At 33.9% G+C, this 25,560-nt stretch carries 19 protein-coding genes; 13 read left to right on the forward strand and 6 right to left on the reverse strand.

The features are described from left to right. The first annotated feature begins 22 nt into the window (after window positions 1-22). Entirely contained in the window at window positions 23-952 is a 930-nt protein-coding gene (locus FJOH_RS22060; RefSeq protein ID WP_012026240.1) for an alpha/beta hydrolase, read from the forward strand. Window positions 953-1,038: 86 nt separating this feature from the next. Here the strand turns inward: FJOH_RS22060 and FJOH_RS22065 are convergent, their stop codons facing one another. The 3 genes from FJOH_RS22065 to FJOH_RS22075 all read right to left on the reverse strand — a co-directional run bounded on the left by FJOH_RS22065 (window position 1,039) and on the right by FJOH_RS22075 (window position 6,215). Then, on the reverse strand, window positions 1,039-2,487 hold the full coding sequence (locus FJOH_RS22065; protein ID WP_012026241.1) for a PepSY-associated TM helix domain-containing protein: 1,449 nt from the start codon (window positions 2,485-2,487) through the stop codon (window positions 1,039-1,041). Between the two features lie 73 nt (window positions 2,488-2,560). Next, entirely contained in the window at window positions 2,561-3,799 is a 1,239-nt protein-coding gene (locus tag FJOH_RS22070) for a DUF4374 domain-containing protein (RefSeq protein ID WP_012026242.1), read from the reverse strand. Between the two features lie 22 nt (window positions 3,800-3,821). Next, a complete protein-coding gene (locus FJOH_RS22075) occupies window positions 3,822-6,215 on the reverse strand; it encodes a TonB-dependent receptor (protein ID WP_012026243.1) in 2,394 nt (797 codons plus the stop codon). 107 nt (window positions 6,216-6,322) lie between these two features. Between FJOH_RS22075 and FJOH_RS22080 the strand changes: the two genes are divergently transcribed. From FJOH_RS22080 to FJOH_RS22130, 10 genes are all read left to right on the forward strand, one after another. Further along, window positions 6,323-7,354 carry a helix-turn-helix domain-containing protein gene (locus tag FJOH_RS22080; RefSeq protein ID WP_012026244.1) on the forward strand — a complete coding sequence of 344 codons (1,032 nt, stop codon included), beginning with the start codon at window positions 6,323-6,325 and terminating at the stop codon, window positions 7,352-7,354. 1,096 nt (window positions 7,355-8,450) lie between these two features. Then, on the forward strand, window positions 8,451-8,765 hold the full coding sequence (locus FJOH_RS22090; RefSeq protein ID WP_012026246.1) for a hypothetical protein: 315 nt from the start codon (window positions 8,451-8,453) through the stop codon (window positions 8,763-8,765). A 227-nt stretch (window positions 8,766-8,992) separates the two neighbouring features. After that, complete coding sequence (locus FJOH_RS22095) at window positions 8,993-9,682, forward strand: hydrolase (RefSeq protein WP_012026247.1); 690 nt, start codon at window positions 8,993-8,995, stop codon at window positions 9,680-9,682. Between the two features lie 213 nt (window positions 9,683-9,895). Beyond that, window positions 9,896-11,683 (forward strand): amidohydrolase, encoded by a 1,788-nt coding sequence (locus FJOH_RS22100; protein ID WP_012026248.1) that lies wholly within the window; start codon window positions 9,896-9,898, stop codon window positions 11,681-11,683. 6 nt (window positions 11,684-11,689) lie between these two features. After that, window positions 11,690-13,057 (forward strand): alginate export family protein, encoded by a 1,368-nt coding sequence (locus FJOH_RS22105; RefSeq protein ID WP_012026249.1) that lies wholly within the window; start codon window positions 11,690-11,692, stop codon window positions 13,055-13,057. Between the two features lie 335 nt (window positions 13,058-13,392). Continuing rightward, window positions 13,393-13,950 carry a 2'-5' RNA ligase family protein gene (locus FJOH_RS22110; protein ID WP_012026250.1) on the forward strand — a complete coding sequence of 186 codons (558 nt, stop codon included), beginning with the start codon at window positions 13,393-13,395 and terminating at the stop codon, window positions 13,948-13,950. 180 nt (window positions 13,951-14,130) lie between these two features. Further along, window positions 14,131-15,048 carry a hypothetical protein gene (locus FJOH_RS22115; protein ID WP_012026251.1) on the forward strand — a complete coding sequence of 306 codons (918 nt, stop codon included), beginning with the start codon at window positions 14,131-14,133 and terminating at the stop codon, window positions 15,046-15,048. Window positions 15,049-15,171: 123 nt separating this feature from the next. Continuing rightward, complete coding sequence (locus FJOH_RS22120) at window positions 15,172-16,095, forward strand: helix-turn-helix domain-containing protein (protein WP_012026252.1); 924 nt, start codon at window positions 15,172-15,174, stop codon at window positions 16,093-16,095. Window positions 16,096-16,397: 302 nt separating this feature from the next. Beyond that, the gene (locus FJOH_RS22125) at window positions 16,398-17,123 is read left to right on the forward strand and encodes an SDR family oxidoreductase (RefSeq protein WP_012026253.1); all 726 of its coding nucleotides are present in this window, start codon (window positions 16,398-16,400) and stop codon (window positions 17,121-17,123) included. Between the two features lie 293 nt (window positions 17,124-17,416). Next, a complete protein-coding gene (locus tag FJOH_RS22130; RefSeq protein ID WP_012026254.1) occupies window positions 17,417-18,181 on the forward strand; it encodes an SDR family oxidoreductase in 765 nt (254 codons plus the stop codon). Window positions 18,182-18,414: 233 nt separating this feature from the next. Here the strand turns inward: FJOH_RS22130 and FJOH_RS22135 are convergent, their stop codons facing one another. The 3 genes from FJOH_RS22135 to FJOH_RS22145 all read right to left on the reverse strand — a co-directional run bounded on the left by FJOH_RS22135 (window position 18,415) and on the right by FJOH_RS22145 (window position 20,699). Continuing rightward, window positions 18,415-18,873: a hypothetical protein gene (locus FJOH_RS22135; protein WP_012026255.1), complete on the reverse strand. Its 459-nt coding sequence runs from the start codon at window positions 18,871-18,873 to the stop codon at window positions 18,415-18,417. 91 nt (window positions 18,874-18,964) lie between these two features. After that, window positions 18,965-19,663 (reverse strand): LytR/AlgR family response regulator transcription factor, encoded by a 699-nt coding sequence (locus FJOH_RS22140; RefSeq protein WP_012026256.1) that lies wholly within the window; start codon window positions 19,661-19,663, stop codon window positions 18,965-18,967. Beyond that, complete coding sequence (locus tag FJOH_RS22145) at window positions 19,650-20,699, reverse strand: sensor histidine kinase (RefSeq protein ID WP_012026257.1); 1,050 nt, start codon at window positions 20,697-20,699, stop codon at window positions 19,650-19,652. Before FJOH_RS22145 ends, FJOH_RS22140 begins: the two co-directional genes overlap by 14 nt. Window positions 20,700-20,861: 162 nt before the next feature. On the opposite strand from FJOH_RS22145, the gene FJOH_RS22150 reads away from it, so the two are divergent. Together FJOH_RS22150 and FJOH_RS22155 are read left to right on the forward strand one after the other, a co-directional pair. Beyond that, entirely contained in the window at window positions 20,862-22,247 is a 1,386-nt protein-coding gene (locus FJOH_RS22150) for a TolC family protein (RefSeq protein ID WP_044048008.1), read from the forward strand. Window positions 22,248-22,259: 12 nt separating this feature from the next. Beyond that, window positions 22,260-25,547: an efflux RND transporter permease subunit gene (locus FJOH_RS22155; protein ID WP_012026259.1), complete on the forward strand. Its 3,288-nt coding sequence runs from the start codon at window positions 22,260-22,262 to the stop codon at window positions 25,545-25,547. The last annotated feature ends 13 nt before the right edge of the window (window positions 25,548-25,560 follow it).

Genomic DNA, 25,560 nt, shown 5'->3' on the forward strand with positions numbered 1-25,560 from the left:
AAACAACTAATTAAACTTAAAATTGAAAAACACAAAAACCCTTTATTTACTCACTGTCCTGCTTTTTTCAGGAATTGTATTACATTCAAGTGCTCAAAATCAGGTTATCCCGCTTTGGAATAAAATACCTGATGAAATCAAATCAGCCGACTATAAAGAAAAAGAAGTCATCACAGATGGAAAAGTACAAAGTACCAGTTTAGTTACAATACCTACTTTAACTGCATTTTTTCCTGCTGTAACAAAGCCAAATCAAACTGCTGTAATTATTCTGCCGGGCGGAGGTTACCAGCATTTAGCCATTGATAAAGAGGGAACAAAAGTCGCGCAATGGTTTAACAGCTTGGGAATTCCGGCTTTTGTGCTTAAGTATAGACTTCCGAGTGATTTAATTATGAAGAATAAAAATGTTGGGCCGTTACAGGATGCACAAGAAGCTGTGCGTTATGTAAGGCAAAATGCAGGAAAATGGAATATTGATCCTAATAAAATTGGAATATTAGGTTTTTCTGCCGGCGGACATTTAGCATCTACTGCTTCAACACATTATGATGATAAAGTTTATGAGTCTGCATATAAAGTAAGTGCGCGTCCTGATTTTTCTCTTTTAATATATCCGGTGATTTCAATGGAGAACGAAACAACGCATAAAGGTTCTCAGACTAATTTATTAGGAAATAATCCGTCTCAGGATTTAATTAATTCATTTTCAAACGAAAAGAAAGTTACAGCGCAGACCCCGCCTGCTTTTTTAATTCACGCTACAGATGATACTGTTGTGATACCGGAAAATAGTATAAATTATTATTTAGCACTCAAAAAAAATGGTGTTACAGCGGAGTTACATTTATATGAAAAAGGAGGCCATGGTTTTGGATTAGGCGTAAAAGATACAAGCAAATTCTGGACTAGAGACTGTGAAGAATGGCTTAAAGCAAATGGTTATAATTAAAAAACAGAAAAGGCAAAACGTAATACGTTTTGCCTTTTTATTTAAAAAAAACAAAAAAAGAAATTAAAAACCAATTTTAATTTTTCCTAAGCAGTCACTTCTTGTTCTGCAATATTTTTCTTGGCAACCGGAACTGCTTTTGCAGCCACTTTTGGTTTTGCTGCAGGCTTCTTTTTGCCAAATTTCTGTTTTCCCCACCAGATAATAAATCCGGTAATAGGCAGTGTTGCGGAAATCAAACTGGCAAAAAAAGCGATAAATTTTCCTGTAAGTCCCAGTACACTTCCCACATGAATATCATAGTTCATTCTGCGGATTTTATCCGGAATATTAGCATCTATATATTTTCCTGAAAAAGGAGTTTTAATCGAGATTTCTTTTAAACTCTGCTGATCAAAACTATAACGGTCCATATTATAGAATGTATTTTTTTGTTTGTAAACAAAAGCTCCAATAGGATCTGCCGGTTTTGACGGAATTGATATCAAAATTCCAGATGCCTGCGGATTTTCTTTTTGCATTTTAAGTAAAACTTTATCGGCAGTAGTAATATCAAAAGCTTTAATATTAGTTGTATCAGATTTTGGAGATTCACGGTTTTCAGTCAGTGGTTTTCCTCCAGAAGTAACCCAGTATAATGATTTACTCCACCACCCAAAGCTCCAAACCAAACCAGTAACGGCAATAAAGAAAAGAAAGATACAGCTGTAAAAACCCAGTACATTATGAAAGTCATAATTAACACGTTTAAAACTGGCATCCCACTTAATTTTAAAACTCTTATCGATAATTGATTTGATCCATTTGGTTGGCCACCAAAGCACTATTCCTGAGATTAAAAGCACAACGAAAATTAAAACTGCAACACCTACAATTGGTCTTCCAATATCATACGGAAGCCATAAAGCACGATGGCCGTTTAATATCCATCTGAAAAAATCCGGTGAATCTCCTCTAGAAAAAGTTTTTACGTTTAATATTTCTCCTGTATACGGATTCATATAAACGCTGATAAAAGTTCCTTGTCGTCGGCCTTTTTTAGGCTTTTCTCCCTTTTTCTCTTTAGCTTTTTCAGAAGGCTTCCCTTGGGATTTTACCTCTCCTTTTTCTCCTTTATTTTCGGCGATATCATTTTTTCTGCCTTTTCTTTCACCTTTTTTATGTTCTCCCTTTTCTCCTCTGCCTTTTTCGTTATCTTCTTTTTTTTCAACAAAATAACCTACAATGGCAGCATCGTCTTTTTCGCCAAAAGTAACACTTGCAGCATGCTTGTCCTTCATCTTTTTATCGGCTATAGTTACCAACTGTGAGGGAAGTAAAAATGCTTTTTCCTGAGGCTCTACAAAACGCCAGTCTTCGATAAAATCTTTTATTTCATTTTCAAAAACATAAATACATCCTGTAAGGCTGACAATAACTACAATAATTCCAGATGCCAGACCAAGCCACAAATGAAGCCAGGCCATAACACGCTTAAAAAGCGATTTTTTACTTTTTTTCTTAGTATTAGGTTTTGGTTTTGAAGAAGAAAACATATTTTTTGATAGATAAATAGAATAAATAAAACCGCAAGTCCCCGCCAAAAGACTCACGGTTTTAAAAAAATAATTAATATTTTAATTTCTGAATTGCAGTAATCTGACCGCCTTCAACTTTCATACCTTGTGTAGCTGCTGCAGAGGTACCATTGATAGTATAAATCCAGTTTCCATCAGGTGTATTTACACCAAGAACAGCTGAGTTTCCATCTTCTGTTGCAATATTGTAACGAGTAGTAGCACTTGTTAATAAAGCCGGCATGCCAGTAACCCATTTAAAAGTTTGGTTATATACATCAGCAACAGCTAACCTAACAGCTCCAGAATTAGTCCCAGGAGTTCCGTACATTAATAATAAGAACTTACCATTTGAAATATAACTTGTTGAAGAGATTTTATACCCTCCTGATTTTTCCTGAACATTAAAGAAGTAAGATTTGTCAAATTCTGTAGTACCTTTATTTATTCTAACAACAGCCGAAGGTTTTGTAGAACTAACTACACCATTAGCTGTTCCAATAGCTCCAGAAAATCCGTAAGCATCTCCTTTTTCATCCTGAAACAATCCATTAGTAAAATAAGCTCCTAAGTAACTTGTACGGTCATCTTTAATTACTTTTTCTAATTTTAGGTCTGGATAACTATATACAGCTACCCAAGTACTATCTGCATGTCTTGTCCCAAAAGTATCCGGAGCAATACCATTAATTTTCATATAAGGCATAAATACTTTATCTCCCACCTGAGTTGCCCAGGTAAAATGAGCTCTTTCTGCTAAATCTGGATTTTTATTTCCAATTAAAAGTCTGGTATCTTGTGATACGGTTCCTGTAAGTATCGACTGTTCTGCATCAACTTTATACATATAAGAAATTGAAGCGCCGCTTCTAGGAACTTTTACCATTAAAATATCTTTGTTAACGGGTGCAAAAACTTGTACTGTTTCCGCCTGGAAATTTGAAGTCTTAGTTAAATTTCCATTTGCAGTTAAGCCATAAGTAGTAACAGCTCCCGGATTTCCCTGACCGTATAGGAAACTAAAAAATTTATTTTGCGTTGATAAATAGTAACGATAAGTACCGTCTTGTTCTAATCCATTTCCTGCTGTGGTAATTGATCCTTTTGTAATGTCGTCAGCAGTTAATAAATAATCTGCTACTCCAGTTGCTCCTGTAGAAACAGTAACTATATATTTTGATTTTCCAGTTTCTCCACTACTTCCTTCATTTTTTTCGTCGTTACTCTCACATGAAGTAAAAGTGAAAGCAAACGCAGCTAATAGTAAAGGTAATTTGCTAATTGTTTTCATAAGTATTAAAGTTTATATTAAATTATTTATTCGACTTGTTAAAGAAGTATCTAAATTTTAGATAAAAAGCACGACTAGGTTTTTGAAGTGAAAAATTATCTACAAGTTCATTATCCAATAAGTTTTGACACTCTAAGGCGATATTGTATTTTCCGTCGGCCATTGTGTAAACCAAGTTTAAATCATGCTTAAACTGTACTGGAATATCGTGTTTACCATTTGAGCCTCCTCTGCTTGGCCAGTACAAATAATAAGCATGTACATAAAGAAGATTATAGCCTGCAGATAAATTATTTCCTTTTTTAAATACATCGTTGAAAAAAACTGTTCCATCCAGATTACCAAATAAATAAGGAATATTGGGCACTCTGTCCTTATAGTAATAGGAAACAAAATTTTGCTCTGGCTCATATTTGGTCATATTGCGTATATCCTGATAAGTCATATTAATACCAGATGTAAAACGCTTTTTGTAAGAGTATCGAATCTCTCCATCAATACCTTTTGTTCTTACACTTCCCTGATTAACAGTTACAGTTTTGTTCTGATTATTGTTAAATTCAGTACGAATAAAATCAGCCGCATTACGATATATACCATTTACATCAAATGTTAAGGCATTAATATCATTAAAACTGGTTTGATAACTTAAACCCAAATTAATATTGTTACTCGATTCTGGTTTTAAATTATTATTACCCTGTAAATTATCATTGGGATCACCAAATATTTCATTCGATGTAGGCAATCTATAGGTTTTTTCATAAGAAGCTTTTAGCTGCAAATTTTGCTTTAAATAATAGCTGCTTGCTCCTCCATAACCTAAAGAAGATGATTTATCATTTAACTCCATATAGGCAACATCTCCCCAGTTTCCAGAAGGATTATAACTTCTGGTGAGAGTAGTTTTTAAATCATAATTCTTTAAAAATAATGAGGTACTCCATTTTTGATTGTAGTCAAATTTATAGCCCAATGCCAAAATATTCTTTTGCAGCTTTTCAGGCTGCTGATACGTTATGGACTCAGGATAAAGTTCATCACTTCCTTTACGGTCAAATGTGTTAAATGTATTGTTTAATAATAAAGAATGACGTTCTCCTAAAGCATAAGTCGCATTGAAAGTCGCTATTCCATTGTTGTTTTTAAATTTGTACAGAGATCTGCCGGCTTCTCCACCTGGACCAGCATTTGTTGTATATTGCCCAAACCAATTGTATCTTCTATTTACAGTATCTACAGTTTGTTCATAACCAAAATTAAAATTTCCCGTTACATCTACATTCAACCCTTTTGTAAACAAATCTTTTACCTGGTATTTTAAAGTAGGCATCAAAGTATTCCCGCGTCTATACCTTTCACCAAAAACTGCTACCATTCTGGCTCCGGTTTGAATATCAGCCTTATTTTGTCCGGCAGTAAAACCAACCATTAATTTATCGGCATATTTTTTACCCGTAATTCCAATATTAAAAATTACAGTTTCATTATGGTAATTATCATGAAATCTTCTTACTCGTGTTTCTGGATAATATTTACCAGTTTCCAAATCATTAGTTTCAACATTTACCCAATAATTATTATCCGAATAATTTTGAAATGCATTAATCTCTGTCGTAAAACCACTTTTTGAAGTATAGCCCGCGTTTACAGCAGTTTTAAACGTGTTGAATGAACCAAAGGAATAAGAAGCATCCAGATATGTTCGAGGTTTGCTGTTCGTTACAATATTAACAGCTCCTCCTAAAGCATCTCCACCCAGCCAAATAGGCACAACACCTTTATAAACCTCTACACGATCTGCCAGGTTAATTGGAATATTATTGATTTGAAAAGATGAGCCGAAATTATCCATCGGCACACCATCAATAAAAATTTTAATTTGGTTCCCAGAAAACCCATTAATAGATAATTCTGATCGGGATCCTACACCTCCAGCCTCGCGAAAACGTACTCCTGAAACCCTATCTAAGGCATGTGCCAGATCTAAAGTAGAATTATGCAGTTTTTTTGCATCGACGGCTGTTACGTTATAAGCTTGTTTATTGATCTTTTCAACTGCCGAACGTCCTAGTACAGATACATTTTCTAATTCCTGCAATTCATTGTCTAATTGAACTGGAATATTTATACCAGTTCCTGAAACTTCTATACTTTTTTTAAAGCCCGAAAAACCAATTGCAGAAACTTTTATAGTATACCTTCCCGGTTTAACATTTTTGAAAATAAACTTTCCGTTTTCGTCGGAAATCATACTTAAGTCAGTTTTTTCTATTACTATTGTTGCGAATGGAACTGTTTGCCCAGATTTTTCAACGACTTGTCCGGTCACTGTAAGCCCCTTATTTTGCTGGGAAAATGACAAGAACGAAAAGAAGAAAAATAAAATAAAAAATAAAATTTTTGGCGTTGACATATCTTTAATTAGACTAATTATAAATAACTTTGACGCAAAAGTACTCTTAACAGCTTCAAAAAAGTTAGGGAAAAACGGATTATTATTTTGTAAAAACGGATTATATTTTGAAGATCAAATCGCAACTATCAGCCCATGAAAAACCAATTATTAATATTGAAATTAAAGACCATTACGATCCAAAAAGTATTCTTACAGAGGAAATTATCGACATAAAAAAGGAAGAAACAGATGAAATAAAAAGTCACATATTATCTACCGACGGAATGGTTCTTATTGATACTCAAATATGTCTCTCTAAGTCGCAGACTGATGTTTTTGAGATTAACGAAGAATGTGTTGTAATGGATTTTGTAAACTCCGGCAACATCGAAACCAATATCGAACTGCCTGAGTCAGACAAGCGCATTAAAGAAAGTACGCACAATATTTTTTACACCACAAAATTTAAAGCTACTTATACTATACCCGCATTTGAAAAAGTCAATTATTTAGCTATAATTTTTTCCAAAGAATTTTATTATAACATAATCAATGAGGATTGGAAAGTTCATGAAAAATTTTCTAAAAACATTCATTTAAAAAAATCAAGCTATCTCACAAATAAATACATTCCATTTACTCCTTCAATACAATGGATAATTTCTGAAATTAGAAACTGCAACCGAAAAGGTGCTCTGAAAAAAATGTTTCTCGAAACCAAAATCAGAGAACTTTTAATACATCAGCTCGAAGCCATTATTACACAACCCGGACAAAAAAACAAAATTGACGATGAGGATTACTCTAAACTTCTGGAAGCAAAACTAATTCTGGAAAAAGATTATGTTCACGCTCCAAATCTAACTGAACTTTCGAGAATGATTTCGCTGAATGAATTTAAATTAAAGAAAGGTTTTAAAGCCTGTTTTGGAACAACCGTTAAAAGTTTTATTATTAAACTACGAATGGAATATGCTAAAGAATTATTTAAGGATAAAGCCTCAACAGTAAGTGAAGTAGCCTATAAATGCGGTTACAAAGATATTTCTCATTTCTCGGCTGCATTTAAAAGTTTCTACGGCTCCTCTCCTCAAAAATTTAAAAGCAATTGGGACTATATTTATTTTTGGATTACCGGAATTCTGATATTTAGTTAATAAAAAAGGATTTTAGATTAAGGCTGAATAATCAGCCAAATCTAAAACCCTAAAAAAATTAGACAGTATTTGTATAACAATTTTCTACAAGTTACCCACGATCAAATGAATATGTCAAATTTTAAAATTAAAAATCGTCTCTCCAAAAACATTTTTAACCGCAAAAACCATAAAAGCGCAGCAAAAAAGGTAAAACGCTGTTCTTTGATTTCTACGCAGCAAATCTATGCTCAGTTTTTGAAAAATCATTACGGCTTTCCGCATTCAGCAAAGATTTTTTCTAAAAATTTTGAACCTCCTAAAACACAAGCAATCTAAAACTTTAAACCTCATACTTTTACAATTTATAACGAATTTTTTAGATTAATAAAATACATTTAAAATTATCAAAACACAGAAAATAGACCCCAAAAAATCTTTCTTGTTCTAGATTAAGCTGAGTTGAAATTGGAACCAATAAATTTGCAGTATAAATTACAAGTTCTGTCAAAAACTGAAATCAAAAAAAGAAAAAACTTAGAATCTTAGTGTCTTAGTACCTTAGAATCTTAAAAAAAATCTTTCTTATTCTAGATTAAGCTGAGTTGAAACTGGAACCAATAAATTTGCAATATAAATTACAAGTTCTGTCAAAAACTGAAATCGAAAAAAGAAAACTTAGTGTCTTAGTACCTTCGAATCTTAAAAAAATCTTTCTTATTCTAGATTAAGCTGAGTTGAAACTGGAACCAATAAATTTGCAATATAAATTACAAGTTCTGTCAAAAACCGAAATCGAAAAAAGAAAAAACTTAGAATCTTAGTACCTTAGAATCTTAAAAAAAATCTTTCTTATTCTAGATTAAGCTGAATTGAAATTGGAACCAATAAATTTGCAATATAAATTACAAGTTCTATCAAAAACTGAAATCGAAAAAAGAAAAAACTTAGAATCTTAAAAAAAATCTTTCTTATTCTAGATTAAGTTGAGTTAAAATTGGAACTAATAAATTTGCAATATAAATGACAAGTTCTGCGAAACTGAAATTTCAAAGTAAAAAAAACTTAGAACCTCAGTCACGAAGCTTGGGATAGAATCTTAGAAACTAAAGAAAAAATGAAAACACTTGAATTCTTATTACTCGGAAAAAACGAAGCGATCCTGGCCATTTTACTTCGCCTTGTAAATGCTTATGAAGACTGGAACGCAGTCGCATTTAGCAGCGAAACAGAAGCTCAGGACTATTTTCAGAATCACAAAATCGACGTTGTTCTATTGAGCTCCGGAATCGAAGACCATGTCGAAAAAGAGTTTACTTTATTTTGCTTAAAACAACAGCCAGACGTAGAAGTAATTGAACATTTTGGAGGCGGAAGCGGATTATTAAAATCAGAAATTCTCCACCGTTTACATCTAAAAGGAAAAATCTAGGCGCCGCATTTTTCTCTTTTAAAAATTCATTAAAAGCTTAAAGAATAATCTATTAACGAATATTCGTCGCTAAATCGACGATATATCGTCAGGATCACTATTGCCTTTTCTGAAAAACCTTTTAAAAACAAGACATTAAAAACAAGGCATTTATTTTGAATGCAAAACACTGAAAATCAAATACAAAATATTTTAAAACCTTTATTTAACAACAAAATCAAATTATCATGAAAAAATTAATCCTTACAGCAGTTTTATCTTTAGTAACTTTTATCGGATTCGCTCAAAAACCAAGTCCGGCGCAGTTAGATCCAACCAACCATACTTTAGTTTTAATCGATTACGAAAGCCAGATGGCCTTTGCAGTAAACAACATTCCAATCGATCAGCTTAGAAACAACACTGCTTTAGTAGCAGGCGCATCAAAAATATTCAAAGTTCCAACTATTGTAACAACAGTAGCCGAAAAATCGTTCAGCGGACCCGTTTTTAAAGAAATTGAAGAATTCTATCCACAAAAAACATCAAACTATATCGACCGTACTTCAATGAATACCTGGGAAGACATTCCGGCTCACAAAGCTATAGTTGCAAAAGGTAAAAAGAAAATCGTTCTTGGCGGTTTATGGACAAGTGTTTGTATCGTAGGGCCAGCTTTATCAGCAATCAACGAAGGATATGATGTTTATGTAATTACAGATGCAAGCGGCGACATTTCTAAAGAAGCTCACGAAATGGCTGTAACCCGTATGGTTCAGGCTGGTGCGCACCCAATTACTTCATTACAGTATTTATTAGAATTACAACGTGACTGGGCTCGTCAGGAAACTTATGTTCCTGTGACTGATTTAGTTAAAAAATACGGCGGCGCTTATGGTGTAGGTGTTCAATACGCTCACGAAATGTTGAAACACTAATTTTAGATGGAACACAGATGAAACGGATTCGCTATCGCGAAAAAACGGATAAGAACGGATTTTAAAATTCATAAATAAAAACCTGCGCAAATCCGCGTCTTTGCAAAGCAAATCAGTAAAATCCGCGGGCCAAAATATTTCCAGAAAAACAAAGAAAGGCTGTGTAACCGCACAGTCTTTTTTTTCTCCAAAACCAATTAAAATACCACAACCATGAAACTCTCTTTTAAAATAGCAGCTTTCCTTTTAATTATCTCCCTTCCTATTTTCGGGCAAAGCAAAAAAGCAACTCTAATCGTTCATCATGCTGTAATTCATACTTTAGACAATAAAAATACAATCGTTGAAGCCATGGCTGTCGCCGATGGAAGAATCCTAAAAACAGGGAAAAACAGCGAAATCTTAAAATTAAAAGACAAAAAAACAACCCTAATCGATGCTAAAGGGAAAACCATTATTCCCGGAATATTCGATTCTCATATGCACATCATCCGTGGAGGAAGATTTTACAATACCGAATTACGCTGGGACGGCGTTCGTTCCTTAAAAAGAGCTTTGGCCATGCTGAAAGAACAAGCACAAAGAACTCCAAAAGGACAATGGGTTCGTGTGGTAGGCGGATGGAATGCTTATCAGTTTGAAGAAAAAAGACTTCCTACCTTAGCCGAAATCAACGAAGCAACTGGCGATGTTCCAGCTTTTATTCTTCATTTATATGGACACGCCTATTTGAACAAAGCAGGTTTAGAAACTTTGAAAATTGATGCCAATACACCAAATCCAAATGCGGGATTGATTGAAAAAGATTCAAACGGAAATCCAACCGGATTGTTAGCTGCAGAACCAAATGCTTTTATTTTATACTCTACCCTTGCCAAACTTCCAGAATTGACGCAAGAAGAAAAATTCAATTCGACCAAACAATTTATGACCGAAATGAACCGTCTTGGCGTAACCGCTATTATGGATGCAGGAGGCGGATTCCAAAACTTTCCAGACGATTACGGCGTAACAAACGGTTTGTGCAAAGACAGCGATTTAACGATCAGAATGCCTTATTATTTGTTTGCTCAAAAAGCAGGAACAGAATTAAATGATTACACAAAATGGATGCAGACAGTCGAAATTGGCGAAGGCTGTGACGACGATCATCATTCAGATAAAGTAGAATATCACGTTCAGGGTGCAGGAGAAAATTTAGTTATGAGTGCCGGAGATTTTGAAAACTTCGACAAACCAAGACCAGAATTAAGCCCAGCGATGGAAGGTCAGTTAAAAGAAGTTTTATCCTTATTAGTAAAAAACAGATGGCCGTTTAGAATTCACGCAACTTATAACGAAAGCATTACAAGATTTTTAAATGTAATTGAAGACATTAATAAAGAAACACCTTTAAACGGACTTTTATGGTTCTTTGATCACGCCGAAACAGTTTCTACAGAAAATTTAAAACGTATTAAAGCTTTAAACGGCGGTATTGCAATTCAGCACAGAATGGCGTATCAAGGTGAAAGTTTCATTAAAAGATATGGAAAAACAGCTGCTGCAAACACAGTTCCGCTAAAGAAAATGTTCGAATTAGGAATTAAAGTAGGAATGGGAACAGACGGAACCCGTGTAGCAAGTTACAATCCGTGGGTTGGTTTATACTGGCTTACAACCGGAAAAACTTTAGGAGGTTTAAAATACATGAACGACGAGAATATTGTAGACCGAACAACAGCTTTAAAATTGTTCACTTACGGAAGCGCACAATTAATCAATATTGAAAAAGACAGAGGAATGCTGACTGCAGATAAACTAGCTGATTTCTCAATCCTTTCTGATGATTATTTTACTACTTCTGAAGAAAATATCTTAAACATCGAATCAAAACTTACAGTTGTAAACGGTAAAGCAGTTTATGCTGATAATGACTTTAGAACTTTTGTAAACGAAAAACCAAAAGCAATTCCAGACTGGAGTCCGGTAAATTACTTTGGAGGTTATCAAAAAAATTAATTCAAAATGAAAAACACATTCTTCTTATTGTTGCTTTTGGGAATCTTTTTTTATGCAAACGCACAACAAAAACCAGTTTTCCAAAAGCTGCGATATGAGGATGATTTCACTTATCTAAAAGCTGATTCGACGAAAACTCCATACGAGAAAATCAAATATATTCCGTTAGGAAAAAACGATAAATATTATGCTTCAATTGGCGGAGAAGCAAGACTGCAGTATACTTACACCGTTAACAATAAATGGGGAGACGAATCTGACGATGATGGGTATTTACTTTCTCGTTATCTGCTTCATGCAAATGTTCAACTGGGCGTTTTTAGAACATTTTTTCAATTGCAAAGCAGTTTAGCAAACGGCAAAACAGATCCAAGTCCGGTTGATGAAAATCAGTTAGATATACATCAGGCTTTTTTGGATATAGATTTTATCCGAAAAGAAAATGAACAGTTAACCCTGCGTTTCGGAAGACAAGAAATGTCATACGGTTCCCAGCGTTTGGTTGCTGTACGAGAAGGTCCAAACAGCCGGCTTGCTTTTGACGGATTGAAACTATTTTATAAAAAAAACAATTGGCAGTCAGATGCTTTTTTTACACATCCTATTGCCAATAAACAAGGAACTTTTAATGATAGTTTTAATGAAAATGCCAAATTTTGGGGAAGTTATACGGTAATTCATAAAGTGCCGTTTATTCAAAACATCGATTTATATTATTTGGGTTTATGGAAAAGCCGAGCTGTTTTTGATGATGCCGTTGGTGCAGAAAACAGACAATCGATTGGAACACGAATCTGGAAAAACAAAGGAAACTGGAAATACGATTTTGAAGGTGTTTACCAGTTCGGGAACATCAATCAAAGGACAATTTCAGCCTGGACCATTTCTTCTTTTGCTTGTTATACTTTCGAAAACATAAAATACACTCCGGAAATTGGATTAAAAACAGAAATCATTTCAGGAGATAAAAATTCTGGCGATGGCTATTTACAAACTTTCAATCCGTTATATCCAAGAGGCGCTTATTTTGGATTAGTTGCCCTTATAGGTCCATCAAATTTAGTTGACGTTCATCCTTCAATTAATTTTAGTTTATCTGAAAAATGGGGACTCGGAATTGATTATGATATTTTCTGGAGACAAACCATAAGTGATGGTATATACGCACCAAACATGCAGCTTTTATATTCAGGAAAAGATACAACGGAACGTTTTATAGGTTCACAGTTAATATCAAATGTAAACTACGATATGAATAATCATTTAGGTTTTACATTAGAAACTGGCTGGTTTAATGCAGGTTCATTTTTAAAAGAAGTCGGTTCAGGAAAAGATTATTTTTATGCAGCATTGACGGCACAATTTAAATTTTAATAAAGAACCGTAGGTTCGGTACATCTTGTAGGGATGGATTTTAATCCGTCCAATTAGGAAAAGATTATTTTTATGCAGCATTGACGGCACAATTTAAATTTTAATAAAGAACCGTAGGTTCGGTACATCTTTTAGGGACGGATTAAAATCCGTCCAATTAGGAAAAGATTATTTTTATGCGGCGTTGACGGCACAATTTAAATTTTAATAAAGAACCGTAGGTTCGGCACATCTTGTAGGGATGGATTTTAATCCGTCCATAAATCAAGAATATTTTTATGCGGCGCTGAAAGCACAATTTAAATTTTAAATTTGTGTAATTCAAAATCCTAAAAATGGAGAAAACATATTCGGTTGTATTTTATTCTAAAACATTGGTTGAGCCTGTTAAAAAATTGAAAGACTTTTTAAGAAGCAAAATTAAATGGTACAACAGCTGTAATTCTGAAGCACATATTACGATTTGTGAATTTACAATTGATGAATCAAAGCTTGATTCCATCAAACAAAAGCTTGCCAAAATTTCAGATACTTTTACACCTTTTCAAGTAAATTTAGATCATTTTGATTCCTTTCCAAAAGCCGGTGCTTTTTTTATTGGTGTAAATGACGATTCAAAAAATAATCTTGTACCCATCATGAAAAAGACTCACGAAACTTTAAAACCTTTAAAGCATAAAAGTGATAATCCACATCTGTCAATTGGACGAAAATTAACTCCTGAAAACCTTAAAATTGCTTCTGAACTTTTTACCACAATTGACCTTCAATTTGAGTGCAATGAAATTGTTTTAAGAGAATTTGATCCCCTAGTAAAACAGTTTTTTGTAATTGATTCTTTTAAATTTGGAAGTAATCCAGAACCTGAGTTTGTTCAGGGAAGACTTTTTTAACCGCAAAGAGCGCAAAGATTTACGCAAGGTTAGCAAACCATATTGAACATAGCCAATAACTTTAACCATTGGAGTACCAAGTCTATAATCTTTTGAATAATCATTTTTCACAATTCAATATTTAAAAAAGAAGGTTTTTACTTACTTTTTAATATTTTTGCTGATTAAAATTAATTAAGCATGGAAAATTTAATTATTCCCTTATTAGGAAAATCTCTTAAATCAAAAGAAATACTTTCATTTATACGTCAATATAACTTACCCGCTAATCCAAAGATAGAATTGGATTATTTAGGTGATATTTTTGAAAGTAAGTCAGCAAATGAAAAATCTGGAATTTATATGACTTTTGAAGGCTATAAAAGATTTAAATATGGATATGGAGAACCTGCTGAAATTATTAAAAATCCTGACAAAAGCCTTTTCTTGACCGAGATAAGTCTTGAAAACGACTATACTAACAATAAAATACCATCTATTATTAAATTCCCTTTTGGCTTAATACAAGGTGATGATTATAAAACAGTGGTAAATAAGATTGGTAAAAAACCAAATAAAAAAGGCGTTTCTTCTTATGGTAAATATTATTGGACAGAATTTGATGACTATCGAATTTTAACGGCCTTTGATAAAGATTTGGAAATACTCATTTGGATTAGAATTAAAAAATTAACACTACAAGAAAAAGAAAAAATAAGGCTTAAAAAATTTCTAAATCAGCAAAGTAAAAATATTAATCCTGATAATGCAGATTTAATTTTAAGTTTCTTGTACAAATTACCAACTATTGAATGGGAAAAGAGAAGAAAAAATGGAGATAAAGAATTTACCAAAGAGAAAATCGGTCTAATTGAAACTTTATTAAAAGATTATATAAATACATTAATAAAACTTACAAAAGAAAAAAAGGCTTCCTCTATCTTTAATTCAATAAAAAAACTAGTCCTTGCAATTAATAAAATTAATCCTAAATATGATTATTTCATTGAAACAATGGAAAGAGAAGAACTTTGCCAATTTATCAATGATATTATAAGGAACACTGGACTTGAATTTGAAGCCAATTTTGATCTAACAGAAGAATGGCGTGAATGGTAAATAGCAAACATTCTAAGCCAATCCAAAAAACTTTGCGAACCTTGCGTAAAATCTTTGCGCTATTCGCAGTTAAACTCACGAAGCATATTTTTCCGTATATTTGAATTTTACAATTCACGAATTATGAAATCTTTAGATTCATTTTACCAGGATATTACCGAAGGTTCAACAGTAGAGCCCACTTCCCTATTACCAAACGACATTCAAAAAGAGATTGGCCATTTTAATGTTTTTGATATTAAAGAACTTCTGGAACGTATGAAAGGAAAGCCTGGAATGCCTTATGACAGAAGAGCTTATTACAAAATAAGTTTGATTAGAGGGAAAAACAGAGCCGAATATGCTGATAAAATAATCGACATTGAAAAACAGGGATTGTTATTTGCAACTCCAAAAATTCCCTACAATTATTTACCGCAGGATACCAATCAGGGCGGACAGTTTTGTGTATTTACAAGCGAGTTTTTATCTAAAAGTAAAAGCGGTATTGATTTAGACGAACTTCCAATTTTTGCTTCAGACGGTTATCCTATTTTTCAGTTATCAGATGAAGAAGTCGAAGAAGTTGCTTTGATTTTCAAAAAGATACAAAAAGAAATCAATTCTGATTATATTTATAAATACGATTTAATCCGAAATTATGTCGCTGAATTAATTCATTTCGGACAAAAATTGCAGCCTATAACAGCACTTTATTCTAAACACAATTCGGCAGCAAGAGTTTCGTCTTTATTTGCCGAATTATTAGAAAGACAATTTCCTATAGAATCGCCAAATCAACGTTTAGAACTAAGAACTGCGAAGGATTTTGCAGAACGATTATCGGTTCACGTCAATCATTTAAATAAAGTTTTAAAAGAAAACACTGGAAAAACCACAACCGAATTAATCAGTACCAGATTAACAAACGAAGCAAAAATACTTTTAAAGCAGACAGACTGGAATATTTCTGAAATCGCCTATTCGCTTGGTTTTGAAGAATTAGCACATTTTTCAAACTTCTTTAAAAAACAAACTTCTTACACGCCGATTGCTTTTAGAGCTTAAATTTTGTTGCAAGTTTCAAGTTGATATTCTTTGTGTGTTTTAACCGCAAAGAGCGCAAGGTTTTTTCTAAGCTTTATGTTATATAAACATAAAGTTCGCAAAGCTTTACATAAAAAACTTTGCGAACCTTGCGTAATCCCTAGCGTTCTTTGCGGTTAAGCCTGAAGCTTGGAATTTGAAACTTCTAAAAATTGGGATTTATCACTTGTGATTTGAATTTCGCAAACATCGGTTTGATATTTACAATTCCCCAAGTCTGCTTCGCTCCTACCTTTGTCTAATCAAATTAAAAGATCGAAAAGATGAATTTATCAAACAACAAAATTTTAATTACGGGAGGTGCAAGCGGTATCGGACTTGGACTTACCGAACGATTTATTCAGGAAAACAATACCGTGATTATTTGCGGCAGAAGAGAATCAGTTTTAAATGACGTTAAAGCAAAATTCCCTTCAGTAATTACAAAAGTATGCGACCTTTCTAAAGAAGAAGACCGCACCGCACTTTATGAATGGATTGCAGCTAATCATCCTGATTTAAACGTATTAATCAACAATGCCGGAATTCAAAACTGGATGTCGATTACGGATACTGATTTTTATGCAAACATGAAAAATGAGCTGACTACCAACATTGAAGCTCCACTGCATTTAACTTCACTATTTATTCAGTTACAATCTCTAAAAACGGTAATGAATGTAACTTCTGGATTGGCATTTTCACCATTTGCAAAAGTTCCGGTTTATTCGGCTACAAAAGCGTTTTTTAGATCGTTTACACTTTCACTTCGTCATTTATTAAAAGAAAAAAACATCGAAGTAATCGAAATTATTCCGCCGGCATTAAACACAGATTTGGGTGGAATTGGTCTTCACGACGCACATCCAAGCGTAAGCAGTTTTATAGAATCAATTTTTGAACAGTTGAAAGAAGGAAGACAAGAACTTACTTTTGGAACCAGCGAAACGAGATTAAATGCAAGCGTTCCAGAATTAAAAGCGTCATTTAACGCATTACACGATAACTGAAATTAATTTTAAACACATAGAAACATAGCTATTGTAAACGCATAAAAGGCATTTCATTTATTAAAACAAACATAGAAATGCAGCTAAAAAGAAACTTAATTTATCTAAATCTCACATTGTTATGTGTTAGAAACTAGTTTCTTTTTACAATCTTTTCAAATCAAAATAAAATCTATGTTTCTATGTGTTTAAAAATAATCATATCATAAAGGTCTTCGACTTCGCTCAGACTGACAGAAAAACAACAACAAATAATTCACAATTAACAACTCACAATTCATAATTAAATAAATATGGCAGTAAATACAAAAACAGCTCTGGTTACAGGAGGAAGCAGAGGTTTAGGAAAAAATATGGCAATTGCGATTGCAAAGAAAGGAATCGACGTAATTATTACGTACAACAGCAAAAAAGAAGAAGCTGATTTAGTAGTAAAAGAAATCGAAAGTTTAGGTCAAAAAGCGGCTGCACTTCAATTAAATGTTGCTGAATCAAATACTTTTGATGCTTTCTACAAAGAAGTAGAATCAACTTTAAAAAACACTTTTAAAACAGACAAATTTGACTTTTTAATCAACAATGCCGGAATTGGAATTCACAATTCTTTCATTGGAACAACTGAAGCTGAATTTGATCAATTAACTAACATTCAGTTTAAAGGTCCGTTCTTCTTAACTCAAAAAGGTTTAAACGTAATGAATGATGGCGGCGGAATCGTAAATATTTCTACAGGTTTAGCCAGATTCTCATTTCCGGGTTATGCTGCTTATGCTTCTATGAAAGGTGCCATTGAAACTTTAACTAAATATCAGGCAAAAGAACTTGGAGCAAGAAAAATCAGAGTTAATGTCGTGGCTCCAGGCGCTATCGAAACAGATTTTGGAGGCGGAGTGGTTCGCGACAATGAGCAGATGAACCAGCAGATTGCTTCAGTAACTGCTCTTGGAAGAGTTGGTTTACCAGATGATATTGGCGGTGTTGTTGCCTTTTTATGTACCGAAGAGGCTCGCTGGATAAACGCACAAAGAATCGAAGCTTCTGGGGGAATGATGCTTTAATGAATGGTTTATGGTTAATGGTTAATGGTTGATGGTTTATTGTTGATGGTTGATAGTTGATGTTTTATTGCTAATGGTTAATGGTTAATTGTTTATAGTTCATCAACATAATTCATAATTCATAATTCATAATTCATAATTCATAACTCTTAAAAAAACAAAACCCGATAAGCTTTAAAAAACTTATCGGGTTTGCCGTTTCAAATATAATTGAATTAGTAAGTATTCTTTATTTAGTCTTTTTGAATTGAGACATCAAATCCGCCGTTTTTATCAAAAACAACATCATAGAATTTTGAATCTTTTTCTACTCCTACTTCATAAGTGGTTTGATTTTTATCATCTACTACAACCGAAACTTCTTTTATCGCTTTGGCTGCATAATTTTTCTTCAAATAAGTCTGTGCTTTAACAGGAAGCTGACTTAACGGAATTTGTAATTCGTATGCTTTTAAAACTCCTAAATTGTCATAAACCGCAAGAGCTTTAGTATTTTTATCGGTATTAAATTTGGCTTCGTACCTAATTTCGTCGTCGTCATCTCCAACATATCTTACAGACCATACGGGAACTTTATTAGGATATTCTTTTTCAAATGTAAACCTCACTTTTTCTGGCGGTGTTACAACATTATTTTGTCCGATAATAAACCCGCTCCATAATAAAACTATAAGTAAGAATACGTTTTTCATGACCTGAATATTTAAATTGAAAAATCGAAAACCTTATACTAAAAGTATTACTTTTAAAATAAATTTCAAATATTTTTTATTAAAAATAATATTACTTTTTTAACCTGTCGGTTAATTCCCTTTTATAGGTTATTCCAATAGGCAGTTTTTCATTTTTAATAACAACAAAATCTTTTTCAGTCGCTTCAATTTTATCCAGAGCCACTATATAAGATTTATGAATACGCATAAAATTCTTCTCCGGAAGGCATTTTTCTAACTCAGTTGTGGTTATAGATGCCAGATAAGTGCGTTTTGTAGTATGCAGTTTCACATAATTTCCAAAACTCTGTGCAAACAAAAGCTGGTCTAATTCTATTTCGATAAAATAACCGTCAACTTTTACATTAACCGTATTTATGGCAATTTCTTCTTCTTTCGCTTTTGTAGTTTCCGTCGAAAAGAAACGATCAATAGCTTTTAGAAACCTCGGAAAATAAATTGGTTTTAATAAATAATCAATTACACCGTAATCATAACTTTCAAGGGCAAATTCAGAATAAGCCGTTGTTAGGATTGTTTTAGGATGATTGGGAATAATTTTTAACAATTCCATTCCAGAAATCTCAGGCATATTAATATCCAGAAACATCAAATCGACTTTATTTTCTCTAAGATAATCCATTGCTTCAATGCCGTTATAGCCCTGAAAAACCAACTCTAACTTTGGATTTTGTTTTATATAATTAGCTAAAACATAATGCGCAGCAGGCTCATCATCTACAATTATGCATTTTTTAGGATCTCTCATTAGCAAATCTTTTCAATTGCAGTTTCAAATCAACAATATAAGTATTTTTATTATCCTGAATATCCAGATTATAATTCTTTCCAAAAATTAAATTCAATCTTTCGATTGTATTTTTTAAACCAATTTTAGTTGAAACCACAGCATCGGTTTTCTTTGGAATTGAATTTACAACATGAAGATGAAGCTGTCCTTCCTGAACCGTAATAAAAATTTGAACAAAACACTTTTCTATAGCGCAGGTTCCGTGTTTAAAAGCATTTTCAATAAAAGCAATTAAAAGCATCGGCGAAATTTTATAAGCATTTTGATTGTCTACTTTATAATCAAAAGTTATATCGCATCGATAGCCGACACGCTCTTTTTCAAGCTGAACGTAACTGTTAATGAATTCTAATTCATCTTCTAAAGATACGCATTGTTTGCTGTTGCTTTCCAGCTGATAACGCATTAGCTGCGAAACCTTCATGATTAAATCCGGTGTTCTGTCCGGAAATTCTAAACTAATTCCGTAAAGCGTATTAAAGGTATTAAATAAAAAATGCGGATTCAACTGTCCTTTCAAAGAATTCAGCTGCATTTGGTTGAAAAGCAAAGCTTCTTCAGTACGTTTTCTGTGAATTCTGTAGAATTTAAAAACAATAATAGGGCTTAAAATACAAACCAAAGTTCCTAAAACGCTCGCCAATTGATACATATAACTTCGCTGATGCGAATTTTGATACAAATGACAATTGCTGAACATATCGAGCATGGTGATCTCATACAAAACAATCGAGAAAACAAGAACTCCAAAAATGGTTAAGAAAATATAAGTTGCCGGACGGCGGGTTTTAAATAAAATGGGAAGAAGAAAAAAACGATTAAACTGGGCGTGCATGTAAAGAATGAAGTAGAAAAAAATGCCCATTAAAACGGAAGTTAAAGAACTAAATAACATCCAGTCGTTTTTTAATGTGTATATGGTAAAGGAAAACGCGACGACGGCAATCTCCTGCCACCACTTATTATCCAGTATGTTATCAAATTTTCTGCTCATTTTTAAAACTTAAATAGAGTACAAAGTACGGACAAATATTTAATTATTTTTTCCAATAAATGACCAATTGAATTGGTCATTTATTAGTGCAGCACATCACTTATCATGACTTTTATCAGCACAAGACAAATAAATTTGTTCTATAATTTCACACTTGAGTTTATGTACTTCAAAAAAATTACCATTTTATTTTTCTTGATTTTTGCCTCAGCCAGTTATTGTCAAACCCTGTCTTTAAAAGAAGCAATAAAAACCGGGCTTGAGAATTACGGTTCTATCAAAGCAAAAAACAATTACACCAATGCATCAAAGGAGACTTTAAAACAGTCTCGCCGTGATTACCTGCCGAATCTTAACTTATCGGCACAGCAGGATTACGGAACTGTAAACGGACAAAACGGGCCATTGTATGGTTTTGGAGGTCTCGGAGTTGCTTCTTCCGGGTTACCACTTCCGGAACAAAACTGGAATTCGGCTTTTGGCGCACTTTATTTAGTCAACATGAACTGGGATTTTTTCACTTTTGGAAAAACACAGGAAAAAATCAATTTATCTAAAATTGATGTTCTGGCTAAAGAAAAAGATTTACAACAGGAAAAATTTCAGCAGGAAATCAAAATTTCGGCTGCCTATTTAAATCTGTTAGCAAGCCAAAGATTACTGATTTCACAGCAAAAGAACTTAGACTGCGCAGAAGTTTTTAAAAAGACCGCTGCTGCGAGAGTTAAAAACGGATTATTGGCAGGAGTCGATTCGACTTTGGCAACTGCAGAAGTTTCTAAAGCTAAAATTGCTTTAAACCTTGCCAAAAATTTCGTTAAGGAACAAAACAACAAATTAGTCGATTTAATGGGAGTTGCACCTCAGGATTTTGTCGCTGATACTCTTTTTGTAACACAGATTCCAAAAGAATTAGTTACCAAAGAAACCGCAGGAGACAGTCTTCACCCATTATTACAATTCTATAAAACGAAAATCGATTACAGCAACCAGCAGGTTAAATTGTATAAAAGATTCTACTATCCTACAATGAGTGCTTTTGGGGTTTTACAAACCAGAGCTTCGGGATTTGATTCTTCGTATGCAACCAATCAAAACGCTTTTACAAGAAATTACTGGGATGGTGTAAATCCGGATCGTACTAACTACTTAATTGGAGTTGGAATTACCTGGAATTTAACTACGCCTTTTAGATCCAGCAAACAAGTAAGCGCTCAGAAATTTGTTTCTCAGGCCATGCAGGAAGAATACAATCAGGCAGACAGAGAATTAAAATCGCAGTTGAATTTTGCCGAAGATAAAATCAAAATTACTTTGGAAAATTATGCCGAAGCACCGATTCAGGTTGAAGCAGCTAAAAGAGCTTACATACAAAAATCGACTTTATACAAAAACGGTTTAACTGATCTAACCGATTTAACACAAACAATGTATGTTTTAAATCGTGCTGAAATCGATCGAGATATTGTCAATAATAACGTGTGGCAGTCGTACTTATTAAAAGTCGCTGCAACAGGAAATTTTGACTTATTTATAAATGAATTTTAATTATAAATCCTAATGAATTTAATACGTTTTGCACTCCGCAAACCCATTTCCATTTTAGTATTGGTTGCGGGTCTATTTTTCTTCGGAATTGGTGCCATCAAAGACATTAAGGTAGATATTTTACCAAAAATGAATTTGCCGGTTATCTATATCGCGCACCCGTTTGGAGGTTACACACCAGACCAGATGGAGGCCTATTTTGCCAAAAACTACGTAAACGTTTTACCTTTCTCGAACGGTATCAAATCTGTAGAAACCAAAAACATTCAGGGGTTAATGATTATGAAATTAACCTATTATGAAGGAACGAACATGGCTCAGGCTGCTGCCGAGTTAAGTGCGCTTTCAAACAGAATCCAGGCGGTTTTCCCTCCGGGAACGCAGCCTCCGTTTATCATTCGTTTTGATGCCTCTTCTCTGCCAATTGGTCAATTGGTTTTGAGCAGTAAAATACGTTCAAACAACGAATTACAGGATTTAGCCAACGTTTATGTTCGTGCTTCATTTACTTCGATTCCTGGTTTATTATCTCCGGCTCCTTTTGGAGGAAGTCCAAGAACAATTGAGGTAAACGTTGACCCGGATTTACTTCGTTCTCATAATATGACGCCAGACCAAATCGTAGAAGCGATTCGTTTGAATAACCAAACGGCTCCTTCTGGAAACGTGCGTATGGGCGACAAAAACTATATTACGCCAACTAACAATACGATTAAAGAAATTAAAGATTTTGAGCAGATTCCTTTATTTAAAGGCGGTGTTCAAAACTTAAAATTAGGCGATGTTGCGTCTGTAAAAGACGGTGCCGACATTACAGCAGGTTATGCTTTGGTAAACGGAAAACGTTCGGTTTACATTAGTATTGCAAAAGCGGGAGATGCTTCGACTTGGGATGTAGTTCAGAAATTAAAATCAGAATTGCCTAAAATTCAAAGCACACTTCCGGAAGACGTAAAATTATCATACGAATTTGACCAGTCAGTTTATGTAATCAACTCCGTAAAAAGTTTGATTACTGAGGGAATTATTGGTGCGGTTTTAACCGGATTAATGGTTTTATTATTCCTTGGTGACCGTCGTGCAGCTTTAATCGTAATTATGACGATTCCAATTTCGATTATTTCCGGGGTTTTATTCCTGAAATTATTTGGGCAGACGATCAACTTAATGTCATTATCAGGATTAGCTCTTGCAATTGGTATTTTGGTGGATGAAAGTACGGTAACGATCGAAAATATTCACCAGCATCTCGACATGGGAAAACCAAAAGCACTCGCTATTTGGGATGCCTGTCAGGAAATTGCTCTACCAAAATTATTGATCTTACTTTGTATTCTAGCCGTATTTGCACCAGCATTTACAATGGTTGGTATTCCGGGAGCATTGTTCCTTCCTCTGGCTTTAGCAATTGGATTCTCAATGGTTATTTCATTCTTATTATCTCAAACTTTTGTACCTGTAATGGCAAACTGGATGATGAAAGGACATGAAAAACATGCACATGGACCAGAAATTACTGATGACGAAGCCGAATTTAATGACAGCGGTATAACTCCAGAATCTGAACAAAATCTAATCACTCAGAAAAAGGGTTATGTAGAAAGAGAAGATACAAATAACAACGGAAAGATAAGTGTTTTCGAACGTTTCAAAATTCGTTTCATGCGAACTTTAGATCGTTTGTTTGTTCATAAAAAAATTACAACAATTGTTTATTTAACAGGTTCAATAATTCTTGCTGTAATATTTATTAGTTTAATTGGAAAAGACGTTTTCCCGAGAACCAATTCAAGCCAATTTCAGCTGAGAATGCGCGCAGTTGATGGAACACGTTTAGAGAGAACCGAAGAACAAGCCAGAATTGTTTTAAAAGAACTGGAAAAAATGGTGGGCAAAGATCATATCGGAATTTCTTCTGTTTATGTCGGTCAGCACCCTTCTCTATTCTCGATCAACCCAATTTATCTTTTTATGGCAGGTTCTCACGAAGCGGTTTTCCAAGTGAGTTTGAAAGACTATCACGAAGATATGGACGACTTTAAAGATGAGTTTAGAGCAAGACTTAAAAAAGTACTGCCGGATACTAAGCTTTCTTTTGAGCCAATCGAATTGACAGATAAAGTTTTAAGTCAGGGTTCTCCTACTCCAATTGAGATTCGAGTTGCCGGAAAAGACAAAAAAAGAAACGAATTATACGCTACTCAAATTGTAGACAAACTAAAAGCGATTTCTTATTTCAGAGACGTACAAATTGGTCAGCCAATACATTATCCAGCAATGAATATTGATATTGACAGAACTCGTGCTGCCGAATTAGGAGTTGATATGAATGACATTTCGCGTTCACTTGTGGCTTCGACCTCATCTTCTCGTTATACCGAAAAAAATAACTGGGTAGACGAAAAAGCAGGATTATCATATTCTGTTCAGGTTCAGGTGCCATTAAATAAAATGAAAAGCAAAACCGATATTGGAGAAATTCCGGTATTGAAAAATTCGCTTCGTCCTGTTTTAAGTGACGTTGCCAAAATTACACCGGGATTTGTAAGTGGTGAAAATGACAATTTAGGGGCCATGCCATACATTACCGTTACAGCAAACATCTACCAAACCGATTTAGGTACGGCATCAAAAGATGTAAGCAAAACAATTAGTTCATTAGGAGAATTGCCGCGTGGTTTATTTATTACACCAATTGGACTAAGTACTGTATTGACCGAAACATTAAGCAGTTTACAAACAGGATTATTGGTTGCCGTTTTCGTAATCTTCTTAATGTTGGCCGCTAATTTCCAGTCTTTCAAAGTTTCGTTAGTAATCTTAACAACAGTTCCTGCGGTAGTTTTAGGAGCATTATTAATGCTTACTATTACAGGTTCTACATTAAATTTACAGTCTTACATGGGAATCATCATGTCGGTTGGGGTTTCTATTGCAAACGCCGTACTTTTGGTCACGAATGCCGAACAGCTTCGAAAAATAAACGGAAATGCCTTACAATCTGCGCGTGAAGCGGCTGCGTTGCGTCTTCGTCCAATTATCATGACATCTGTTGCGATGATTGCGGGAATGCTGCCGATGGCAATTGGTCACGGCGAAGGAGGCGATCAGGTTTCTCCGTTAGGAAGAGCGGTTATTGGCGGATTATTATTTTCTACTTTTGCCGTATTATTAATCCTTCCGCAGATATTTGCGTGGGCACAAGAAAAAACATCGACACAATCTGTTTCTTTAGATCCTGAAGACGAAGAAAGCATCCATTATATTTCATCAATAAGTAAGTCGAAAGTTGGAAAGTAATAAAGTTGAAAGT

Origin of the sequence: Flavobacterium johnsoniae UW101, from assembly GCF_000016645.1 — a bacterium.
In the GTDB taxonomy this organism is placed as follows: Bacteria; Bacteroidota; Bacteroidia; order Flavobacteriales; family Flavobacteriaceae; genus Flavobacterium; species Flavobacterium johnsoniae.